General features: G+C 42.4%; 10 protein-coding genes. 5 read left to right on the top strand and 5 right to left on the bottom strand.

The genetic code is table 11. From position 1 onward, the window contains the following. The 3 genes from H6S82_RS06105 to H6S82_RS06095 form a co-directional block, all read right to left on the bottom strand. Positions 1-1,256 (bottom strand): tetratricopeptide repeat protein (locus tag H6S82_RS06105; protein ID WP_191056090.1); only part of this gene is annotated, 1,256 nt, incomplete at its 3' end. Between the two features lie 261 nt (positions 1,257-1,517). Then, positions 1,518-2,063: a hypothetical protein gene (locus H6S82_RS06100; protein WP_190461528.1), complete on the bottom strand. Its 546-nt coding sequence runs from the start codon at positions 2,061-2,063 to the stop codon at positions 1,518-1,520. A gap of 95 nt (positions 2,064-2,158) precedes the next feature. After that, positions 2,159-3,043: an ABC transporter permease gene (locus H6S82_RS06095; protein WP_190461530.1), complete on the bottom strand. Its 885-nt coding sequence runs from the start codon at positions 3,041-3,043 to the stop codon at positions 2,159-2,161. Positions 3,044-3,158: 115 nt separating this feature from the next. On the opposite strand from H6S82_RS06095, the gene H6S82_RS06090 reads away from it, so the two are divergent. After that, positions 3,159-3,731: a hypothetical protein gene (locus H6S82_RS06090; RefSeq protein WP_190461533.1), complete on the top strand. Its 573-nt coding sequence runs from the start codon at positions 3,159-3,161 to the stop codon at positions 3,729-3,731. Between the two features lie 38 nt (positions 3,732-3,769). Here H6S82_RS06090 and H6S82_RS06085 read toward each other — a convergent pair whose 3' ends face one another. Both H6S82_RS06085 and trxB read right to left on the bottom strand, forming a co-directional pair. Beyond that, on the bottom strand, positions 3,770-5,551 hold the full coding sequence (locus H6S82_RS06085) for a tetratricopeptide repeat protein (protein WP_190461535.1): 1,782 nt from the start codon (positions 5,549-5,551) through the stop codon (positions 3,770-3,772). Between the two features lie 129 nt (positions 5,552-5,680). Beyond that, the gene (trxB, locus tag H6S82_RS06080) at positions 5,681-7,051 is read right to left on the bottom strand and encodes a thioredoxin-disulfide reductase (protein ID WP_190461536.1); all 1,371 of its coding nucleotides are present in this window, start codon (positions 7,049-7,051) and stop codon (positions 5,681-5,683) included. Between the two features lie 306 nt (positions 7,052-7,357). Here trxB and H6S82_RS06075 point away from each other — a divergent pair, with 306 nt between their 5' ends. The 4 genes from H6S82_RS06075 to H6S82_RS06060 all read left to right on the top strand — a co-directional run. Next, the gene (locus H6S82_RS06075; protein WP_190461539.1) at positions 7,358-8,686 is read left to right on the top strand and encodes a class I SAM-dependent methyltransferase; all 1,329 of its coding nucleotides are present in this window, start codon (positions 7,358-7,360) and stop codon (positions 8,684-8,686) included. 180 nt (positions 8,687-8,866) lie between these two features. Then, the gene (locus tag H6S82_RS06070; RefSeq protein ID WP_190461541.1) at positions 8,867-10,201 is read left to right on the top strand and encodes a methyltransferase domain-containing protein; all 1,335 of its coding nucleotides are present in this window, start codon (positions 8,867-8,869) and stop codon (positions 10,199-10,201) included. Positions 10,202-10,312: 111 nt separating this feature from the next. Next, positions 10,313-10,861: a type IV pilin-like G/H family protein gene (locus H6S82_RS33880; protein WP_190461543.1), complete on the top strand. Its 549-nt coding sequence runs from the start codon at positions 10,313-10,315 to the stop codon at positions 10,859-10,861. Positions 10,862-10,964: 103 nt separating this feature from the next. Then, on the top strand, positions 10,965-11,291 hold a 327-nt coding region (locus H6S82_RS06060; protein WP_191056089.1), incomplete at its 3' end, for a tetratricopeptide repeat protein.

Genomic DNA, 11,291 nt, shown 5'->3' with positions numbered 1-11,291 from the left:
TTTAATTGCAAAGCTTTTTCATAATATTCGATCGCTTCATCAAGTTGGTTTTTCGTTCTCAAAACATTTCCCAAATTAAGGTAGCTGCCATAAAGATCGGGATTGGCGGCGATCGCCTGACGGTAAATTGACTCAGCCCGATCCAAATCGCCCTCTGCTAACCATATATTTCCGATGTTATTATAAGCATCAATTATTTCGGGATTAAGCGCGATCGCTTGTTCGTAAGCCCTAATCGCTTTCGGCGCGTTATCCATTTTTTCCATTATCAAACCAAAACTATAATGGTATAGAGCTACTGAACTATCCATCTGCAAAGCTTTTATTAGCATAAGTAGTGCATCTTGGTATTCCTCCTTCATGTAATAAAGCATCGCCAAATTATGCCACGCATTTGCTTGCTTTCCATCCCATGATATAATTTCTCTGTATTTTGTTTCTGCTTCGCTAAACTGATTAAAATGTTGCAACGCTAAGGCTTCTTTATAGAGAGTCTTTATTGCTTGTTCTTTTTCTTTCTCAAATTCTAAATTTAATTTAGCAATTGCTTTTATTGCTTTCTCGTTACGACATTCTTCGGCAACAGTAGACCAATTATATAAATTTTCTTGATTTATATCCCAGCTTAAAATTTGAATCCCATTACCAAACTTGGGAAAATCTAACAGCAATTGACACTGACGGTGAGCAGCTAAAAAGTCCCAAGTTGCCTGTTGCGCTGCACTGCAATTACTGTGATTTACAATTATTAAAGCTCGCTCTGCCAGGAAAGGCTTTACTAGAAGTAGTGCTACTAACTCAGATCTGTAGTCGTGTGGGCCATCATAAAAATACACGCCAATTTTTGCTTCTGGCATAATTTCTCTTAGATCGAAGAAAAATTCTTCAAACTCTTGTTCGCAGAAAAATACTTGTCTATCTAGAGCCAAACTCGATAATTTTTCAATAATTTGCTCTTGGGCATTCTCCGCAACATCAATTTCCGAGAATTTGTCCACTGCATAAGCCATTTTTTCTGGGTTATCTAGCAGTGCGCCGAGCAAATTCTCTACGGGCAAGCAACCTATTTGGCAGTAAACTTCATCTGCTTCCATGCACTCCACGGCAAAATTTAGCAGTTGCATCACGTTAGCTGCGGACTTTGCTTGAGTTCGATCGAGGATAGGTTGAAATCGATCTGATTTGGGACTTACCGATTTGTCTCCCCAATTTTCATATAATGCTGGTAGTTCTTGGATAAATCTTCGCTCGTCCATTTTCAAATTCCTCGTTATTATCAAATTATATCATCGCTCTTAATAAGTAGTCATTGGGCTAACGTTTCTGCTTCAAATCCAAAATTTTCGCGAGCATTCAGCTATCAGCAGTCAGCCCAGCCATCAGCTAATCCTCCAGATAGGACTTAAGTAGGGGTGGGGTACCCCGCCCCTACTGCTGGCGATCAATTCTTCCCAAAGCTCTACGCTGATACCTGACGGCTGAATGCTTACAAATTTTCAGCCCAAATACTTTGCCTGTCAATCTACAATCCTAAAAGAATTCAAGAAATTTTGAAATTCCCGTTCTGCTTGCTGGTAAGCCGCCCTTTTTTGGTTAAATGCAGTTTGAGAAATTTGTTTGTCTTCAAATTGCTTTTTCGCCAACTCGAACTCCAGCTTTTTGATTTGATAATTTTGTTGCCTGACCGTTCCTTCTACAGCACCAACCCAATTGGTAAAACCCAGAGTTTGAGTTTCCGGATCGGTGTTGCCTATGGTGGCGATCGCTGTTTGTCCGAGCTTCGGTTTACTTCTTGCTGTCAGCGTCCGAAAACTTGTCAGCGCTCCTTGAATCTGCTTGATTCTCATCAGCGAATTTGCCAAAGAAAACCTTTCATTTAAAGTAACGTTAATCGGTTCGTCTGGATTTCTAACTTGATTTGTGCGCTGGGCAATAGCAGTCGAACCGGAAATAAATTGTTGTGCGTTTACAGATGAATCCGCAACAGATCCAAATAATCCTGCTGCGCCGATGGGAATCGTCAAACAACCAATTGCGGCAACTAAGAAAACTTTCTTCTTCATTCTAGCATCCCCTGGAAAACACTCACCAATTATTTGACTGATGAGACGATTTCTAGTTCCTATTTTTGACTTTTGACTTTTGACTTTTTTCCCCTCTATTTTCTTTCCCGCAAACCAGGATTGACAAACTCGCTCAATCCTTCACCCAATAACGATAGCCCCACAACCATTAGAGTTAGAGCAAAACCTGGAAAAAAGGTTGTCCACCAAATACCTCTGGATAATGCGCTCAAAGCCATTTTGATATCTTGACCCCATTCTGGCACTTCAGTGGGGAGTCCCAAACCCAGAAAGCCCAAACCTCCGAGTGTCAGAATCGCGTCAGCAGCATTGAGGGTAAACAGCACAGGTACGCTCTGAATTACATTCAGAAATAGGTAGCGCGACAAAACAGTCCAGGTGTCAGCGCCCATTGCTTGGGCCGCTTCGATAAACAGTTCGGTTTTAACGCTAACGGTGTGGTTGCGAACCACGCGATAGTATTGAGGAATGTAGGAAATGCTGATGGCGATCGCTGCATTCAAAACTCCCCGCCCCACCACAAAAGCCAGCGTCATCGACAGCAGTAGCCCCGGTAGGGTATAAATTGTATCCATTACGAAGAGCAATACGCGATCGAGCCTGCCTCCCAAATAACCGCTTACCAAGCCCAGCGGCACGCCGATTACCAAACTGAATGCTGTTGCTAAAATCACCACTTGCAGCGCCGCTTGACTGCCAAACAGAGTCCGCGAGAAAACATCGTACCCCTCACTACTCGTACCGAACCAATGATTCCACGAGGGCGCTTCCCCTTGCGGATTGGTTAGAGATACGGTTGGGTTTTGCAGCCATCCCCACCCCTGAAATGTGGAAGCGAAAATAGCTATTAACACGAAAAAGAGCGTTATCGCCAGTCCTACTGCCATTAGCTGCATGGAAAGGCTGGGACGATCGGCAAAAGGCCAAAATTTCGGTAACTTTCGTTTAGAGATGGTCATCTGTATAAAATCAAATCTATCATTTAAACGCTAAAATAAGTTTAATCTAAACTTTAGCTGTTTTGGTGATACTAAAATCAACAATAGCAATTTTTTTTAAAGGAAAACTACAGTTATGACTGGCTTACGGCTGAATCTGGGTTGTGGTGAAAGACATTTCGAGGGCTATATAAATGTTGATAAATACGGCAATCCCGATGTCAAACAAGACCTGGAAATTTTTCCTTGGCCTTGGGAGGATAATTCAGTCAGCGAAATTTTGCTCATACACGTTCTCGAACATTTAGGCCAAAATAGTAACACCTACCTCAATATCTTCAAAGAAATGTATCGCATCTGCGAACGCGGCGCGAAAATCCAGATTATCGTTCCTCATCACCGCCACGATTTCTTTTTTGACGATCCCACTCATGTGCGAGTCGTAACTCCGATGGGTTTGTCGCTTTTTTCCCAAAGGTTAAATCGCAAATGGATAGAAGAAAAAGCAGCTAATTCACCGCTAGGGTTATATTTAGGCGTTAATTTTGAGTTAATTGAAACTTACTACAAACCGAGTTCGCATTGGTTCGATCTCCACCCAGAAGCAGAAGTAGATGTGCAATTTTTGCTCTCGGAAAGCACTTATTATAATAATTTGATCGAACAAATAGAAATGGTATTAGAAGTTGTGAAAGAAGATATTAATTAAGTATCCAAACCTTTATAATTGAATAGGGCTGTTCAAAATTACAAAGCACATCGCGTAAATTCTGTTAGAGTTTGCGCTACCCTTTCCAAAACCTCTTGCCAATCTCCAGAACGATTTTGCCGGAACAAACGCACGCTGGGATACCAAGGAGTATCTTCGCGATCGATCATCCATCGCCAGTCGGGATTATAGCATAAAAGCACCCATACTGGCTTACCCATTGCTCCAGCTAAATGGGCAACAGCGGTATCGACAGTTATTACTAAATCGAGTTGGGCTATCACCGCAGCGGTATCGGCAAAATCATTAATTTTACTGTTTAAGTCTACTAGGTTTATTGGTAAGGATATTTCGCTTATTTCTGCTGCTTTTGGCCCTTTTTGCAAGCTGTAGAAAGTAATATGGGAAATGTTGAAAATAGGCAAAAACTGCTGGAGAGAAGTGGATCTTTTGCGATCGTCTAAATGTTTGGGATTACCCGCCCAAACTATCCCTACTTTTAAGTAAGATTCGTCTGAATCATCCAGTGGAAATCTAACCTCTTTTAGAGGTGCTATATAGGGAATTGTGGCTGGTATAGTTTCCAGAGTTGTTCCCAAGATGCGGGGTACACTGAGGAGGGGGATGTAAACATCAAATTCAGGTAAAGTTTCGCCTATAGCTACTACCTTATCAATTCCTTCAACATTTCTCAGCAATCTCACCAACTGTTGGTGAGATTCAACTATTATGCAAGCGCCAAGCTTTACCAATAAAGGTACGTAACGGATAAATTGAATTAGATCTCCTATCCCCTGTTCGGCTTGTAGTAGAATAGTTTTACCTTCAATATTTGAACCATCCCAGATAGGTTTAGGTAGAAAGCGGGGTTGGTTTTCTTTTCGTTGCCAGCGCCATTCGTATTCGATAAAGCCGCGTTCGTAGTCTCCTAATCTAAGCAAGATTAACGCTCGATTCCAATGAGCATCTGCATAATTTGGCTTGATTTCAATGGCTCGATCGCAACATTCTAATGCTTTTTCGTATTGTCTGTGCTTTTGATAAGATACAGCCAAATTATTGTAAGATTCAACATTGTCTGGCTCTAAATTCAAACCTTGCTGGAAACAAGCAAGCGCTTCTTCCATTTTGCCTTGGCTGTTAAAAACACTGCCCAAGTTATTGTATGTTAAAGCATTATTGGAATCTAGCGTTATGGATTGTTGGTAGCAAGCGATCGCCTCTTCAAATTTACCCTTTCTCTGCAACGAATTACCCAAATTATTCAGAACAGTAGGAGATTTTGGAGAGATAGCAAGCGATTGTTGGTAATGCGCGATCGCTTCTTCCAGCCTATTCAATTGATGAAAAGCATTGCCTAAATGATAATAAGTTATGGCGTCGTTTGGCTCCAATTCAATACCTTCTTGGTAATAGGCGATCGCCTCTTCTAATTTACCTTGACTATAGAGAACGTTACCTAAATTTTTATACGCAATGGGGTTTTTCGGATCTTGTTCTACGAACTGGAAATAAATTTTTTCTGCTTGTTCGTACTTCCCTGTTTCTAAGTATTTTATTCCTTCTATTTGTAAGATGTCGAGTAATTCCTTAGTTAAACGTTCAATTTCTTCCGGTTCTCCTTCAAAAAGTACAGAAAACCAGCAAGCCTGTGCTTCTTCTTCTCGTCCTGCTAAAAGCAGAGCCAATCCTAATTGCCAATAATTAGATTTTACATTAGGCGCGGCCTCAATACATTGCTCGTAGAGAGCGATCGCCTCATCGTACTTGTCTTGATTTAAATATTCTTCCGCTTGTTTTAGCAAATCAGTTATGTTCATAAATTGATTTTATACAAAAGTTAGATATTTGAATGTAAAATTACTTAAATTAAATATACAACAGAAACCGGGTTTCTTCAAGACAGAAACCCGGTTTCTTCAAGAAACCGGGTTTCTCTGTACGCATCACTACAAGTAACTTTCAATTAACTGGCGATATTGACTCTTAGGTTTAATGCCTTTCAGTTCGGTTAGCAACTCTTTGTCTTTGAAAAACTGAATTGTTGGCGTGCCAGTAACGCCAGCGTTTTCGGCAATTTCTGGGTCTTGTTCGATGTCAATTTCCACGAAATGAATTTTGCCGTCAAATTCATCCACCACTTTATTTAAAATGGGCTTGAGAGTATGGCAAGGGCCGCAGTGAGGTGACACATACTTAACTACTAGCAGACGATCGCTCTCATGGAAAAGCTTCCGTAACGCATAACCACCATACTGGCGAGTCGCCCCCAAATCAAACTCCGATGCTTGCTCAATTTCCGTTTTCTTCGCTGTTGCAGGACTATCTGGCTTTTCAGGCGCAGACGTTTGATGAAATTCTTGAATCAAACCATGAGCCGAAAGCCACCTTTCTGCTAGCATTGCCGCCATACAGCCACTACCAGCAGCAGTAATACCTTGGCGAAACTCATGGTCTTGCACGTCTCCAGCCGCAAACACGCCTTCTACGCTGGTTTCCACAGAACCGGGCTTGGTGACAATGTAACCTACTTCATCGAGTTCTAACTGTCCTTTAAACAAAGAAGTATTGGGAGTATGACCGATCGCGTAGAATAACCCCTTCACTGCCAGCACGCTTTCTTCACCAGTCTTAGTATCGCGGATTTTGATGCCATTCATGCGATCGCCTTCCCCAACTATATCCACTGCTTGCGTATGCCAGTGAACCGCGATTTTGGGATTATTCAGCACCCGATCCTGCATTGCTTTGGAAGCACGCATCCGATCGCTTCTGACCAACAAATGCACGCGAGAACCATACTTAGTCAGGTAAATCGACTCTTCCGCCGCCGAATCACCTGCGCCTACTACCGCCAGTTCAGCGCCGTGGAAAATCGGGGTAGCGCCATCACAAATTGCACAAGCTGAAATCCCCCGACTCCAAAATTGATGTTCGCTAGGCAAACCCAACCGTTTTGCCGTCGCACCCGTAGCAATAATAATGCTGTTAGCTTTAATTTCCCGTTCTTCCGATCGCACTATAAAAGGACGCTGGCTAAGATCCACAAATGTAACATCCTCCGTCACCAACTCCGCGCCCCATCTTTCTGCCTGGGCCTTCATCCGATCCATTAATTCCGGCCCCATTATCCCCTCTGGAAAGCCAGGAAAATTCTCGACTTCCGTGGTCGTCATCAGCTGTCCACCAGGCAACCCCCCAGCTTGAAAGCCCTCAAATACAAACGGTTTCAGGTTAGCCCGCCCTGCGTAGATCGCCGCTGTATAACCTGCTGGCCCAGAGCCAATAATAACCAGATTTTCTACTGTCGCATTTGCCATAGTTCTAAAACAAACTCATAACGACTATGGATAATATAGCATAAAGTTTTGTAACTGTCCGCGTGGATGGCAAGAAGCTCAGCTGTTAAGTCAGACCGTCTGGAGGAAGGCAGGGAAAAGCTGAACGAAGATTGAAATTTTGAGCGAAAAAAGGGAATAATTAAGATATAGCGCTGATTAACCTTATATTTTAGATCGAAACTAAGATATAAAATATAAGATTAAAAGTTAATAGTTATTAGTTAAACTTTTTTATTAACTAATAACTAATGGCAAACGAATAATGGCAATAAATCGATCAAAACAATGGAAAATAAAATTTCCGACCTAGAAAAAATTCGGCAACAATTTGATTATGCGCCTTATCCAAGGATTCCACTAGATCATTACCCAACAAAGATAAAATTTGTTGTTCTCTATAACATGGTAACGGCTTATTACCTGAGATCCCAAAAAGTTGTAGAGACTGAGGGCAAACTAATTCTAGATGCTGGGTGCGGCAGTGGCTTCAAATCGCTAGCTTTAGCAGTAGGGAATCCAGGGGCCAGAATCGTGGGCGTTGACCTATCAGAAGAATCTACTAACCTGGCAAGAGAACGTTTAAAATATCACCATTTTACTAATGTAGAATTTCATACTATTTCCATCTACGATTTACCAAAGCTGGGATTAGAATTTGACTATATTGATTGCGACGAGACTTTGTACCTGCTACCAGATATAGTGGCGGGACTGAAAGCAATGAAAGCAGTCCTAAAACCAGAGGGAATTATCCGCACTAATTTACATAGCTTGTCACAGCGTCGCAACTATTTCACCGCCCAGAAATTGTTTAAAATGCTGGGATTTATGGATGAAACTCCAGGACAATTAGAAATAGAACAGGCTAGAGAAATTATGAATGCCTTGAAAAATCACGTATCTCTCAAGGCCAATACAAGGGTATTGGACGATGAAATGGATGATGAATGGTATTTGATGAATTATTTATTTCAGGGAGATAAAGGCTACACGATCCCTGAAATTTTTGAAGCATTGAGAGCTGCTGACTTAGAGTTTATCAACATGGTGAATTGGCCAGCCTGGAACCTACTGGATCTGTTCCAAGATGCAGGTAACTTGCCTGCTGCTCTGGGAATGACCATACCAGAACTTTCAGTGGAAGAACAACTACATCTATATGAAATGTTGCATCCCATCCACAGACTAATCGATTTTTGGTGCGGTCATCCCAACGCCGCCGCTCCCAAAGTGCCTGTGGTAGAGTGGACTGATTCGGACTGGCAGGGAGCCACAGTCCATTTACATCCAAGTCTGAAAGTACCAGAAGTCAAACAAGAAATGCTGGCCGCCGTTACCAACATTAAAATGTTGGAAATCGCCAAATATCTGCCCTTCGTGAAAGAATCCAGCCTTTTAATGGACAGCATGGTAGTTTCCTGTCTGATACCGCTCTTAGAGAAGCCGATGTCTATGCGATCGCTAGTAGAACGCTGGCGTTATATTAGACCCGTAAATCCGGTAAACTTAGAGCCGATCGCGACAGAAACAGCTTTCGATCTGGTCAAAAAGATATTAACTACTCTAGAGCCGATCGGCTTAGTACTTTTGGAACGCCCACCTGCAAGGGCTTGAGCCTGTTTTTAGCAGTAGTTAAGCCCCAGAAAATTCCCACATCCACCTTGGGAAAATATAACTGCCCTGTACTCTTTCCCAGGTTCAACCAGGAAACAAAAATCTAGAGGCTCAGCCCCGATTACTAGGAGCGATACCAACCTGTAATTCAAAGTAAATTATTCACTCTTAAACATCAAAATGGATAGCCAATCATCTGAAATTTTAGAAAAAATTCGTCAGCAATTTGAAAAGGCTCCTTATCCCAGGACACCCTTAGAAAAATCTCCCAAGGGAGATGCTAAATTTCTCAACATCCATAACATAGTCAATCCTTACTATTTAAGGAATCAAAAAGTTATCGGCACCCAAGGGAAAGTTATTTTAGATGCGGGTTGTGGCAGCGGATACAAAGCTTTGGCATTAGCAGCAGCCAACCCAGGCGCAAAAATTATCGGGATCGATATATCAGAAGAATCTGTTAAATTAGCCCACCATCGCTTGCAATATCACGGATTTGAGAATGCCGAGTTCTATACTTTAACCATTGAAAACTTGCCCAGTTTAGGAATACAGTTTGACTACATCAACAATGACGAAGTATTGTACCTTCTGCCAGACCCAGTGGCCGGATTGCAGGCGATGAAATCCGCTCTCAAACCAGATGGAATTATCCGTACCAATCTCCATAGTGCATTGCAGCGATCTAATTACTACAGAGCGCAGAAATTTTTTCAAATCATGGGGTTTATGGATGATAATCCCCAGCAATTAGAAATCGAATTAGTTCGAGAAACCATGCACTCCTTAAAAGATAGCACTCATCTCAAAGTACAAGCTTGGCATCCAGAATTTGAACGAAACGATGAGCGACTTTTAGCCAACCTTCTACTTCAAGGCGATAAAGGATACACCATACCGGAAGTATTTTCAGCCTTGAGAGCAGCTGATTTAGAGTTCATCAGCATGGTGAACTGGCGATACTGGGACTTGATGGATTTATTTAAAGAGCCAGATAATCTACCTGCTTTCTTGGCAATGAGCTTGCCAGAACTTTCCGTGGAAGAACAGCTCCATCTGTTTGAACTATTGCATCCCGTCCACAGACTGATCGACTTTTGGTGCGGTCATCCCAACTCAGCCGACCCTGTTGTGCCAGTTAGCCAGTGGACGCTGGCAGATTGGCAAGCAGCTAAGGTTTCTTTGCATCCCCAGCTGAGAACGCCAAGATTTACAGAGGATATGCTTTTCAGCATCATCAACCAAAGACCCTTGGAAATCAGCCAGCATCTACACATAACTAAAGATCCCATTTTTTTAATCGACAGCGCGATCGCAACGTCCCTTCTCCCGCTCTTAGATGGCCCACAAATGATGATGTCGCTGGTAGAGCGCTGCAAACAACTCCGGCCCATACATCCTGTTACCCTGAACCCAGTAGATGAAGCAACAGCCTGGTCAACACTGATCGAACCACTCACCAGCCTGGAGGAAATAGGCTATATACTCCTAGAACGCAGTCCGGACAAGGGTTGAACCGCCAGTAAAAAAATTTTTTGAGACAGGTGATATGAAATTGAAGTGATGTGGGTAAGTTCTATATATAAGGCAGAAGACACCCACCTAGAGCTGAAGGAGAAACTTCTCATGAACACTACATTTAAAACCAAACTACTGCTTCACTTAAACCAAAAGAAACAAGAAAGTGGAGAACAAGGTTTTACTCTAATTGAACTGTTGGTAGTTATCATCATCATTGGTATTCTGGCTGCTATTGCTCTACCTTCCTTCCTCAACCAAGCTAACAAAGGTAAGCAAGCAGAAGGCAAGCAGTATATTTCTGCAATCAACAAGTCTCAGCAAGCTTGGTATACCGAAAACGGCAACTTTATCACAGGTACCACAGCTAACGATTGGTCTAGCTTAGGCGTTGGTATTAAGACACAAACTGCTAACTACACATATGCATTGGGTGGCGATACTAACGTAGCAACCGCGAAAGCGAAGCCTATATCCGCAGCTTTGAAAGGATATTCCGGCGGCGTAGGTCTAGTAGGTGCTCAAGGTGCTGACAGAACTTCCCAAGCGGTAATATGTGAAGTTACCACTGCTGGAACCGCAGATCCACCAGCAGTTACTGTTGCCGCAGGTGCGACCGAAGTTGCTTGCCCTTCCGGTACAGTAGCAATTAAGTAGGATAAGCATCCTAATTAGTTTAAAATAAATATAAAAGTGGGGAGTTAAATTTTACGCTACCCACTTTATTTTTTTGTTCATTTTTTTCAATTTCAGAATGCTTATGGCCTCCACTGACGCGGTAAATTGGCAGCAGCAAGCGCATCAATTCTTGCTGGCAGGGGACTATAGTCAGGCTGCAAATCTTTACGAACAAGCAATCGCATCTGAACCAAATAACCAATCTCACTATTGGCATTTGGGATTGATGTTGCTTTTGCAGGAAAAAGAAGCAGAAGCTCAAATGACTTGGTTCTCTGCAATGGCGGCAGCAGATACTGACCAAATTGACTTGTGGACAGAAGAATTGATCCAAGTTCTGCAAACAGAAGCAGAACGACGAGAAACTATCTCAGACTACTCAGTTGCTTGGATAATCCGGCAGCATATT

Origin of the sequence: Planktothrix sp. FACHB-1355 (genome assembly GCF_014748295.1) — a bacterium.
Lineage (GTDB): Bacteria > Cyanobacteriota > Cyanobacteriia > Cyanobacteriales > Aerosakkonemataceae > Aerosakkonema > Aerosakkonema funiforme_A.
Note: the sequence above shows the minus strand (reverse complement) of the source record. Positions and strands in the feature narration are given on the sequence as shown.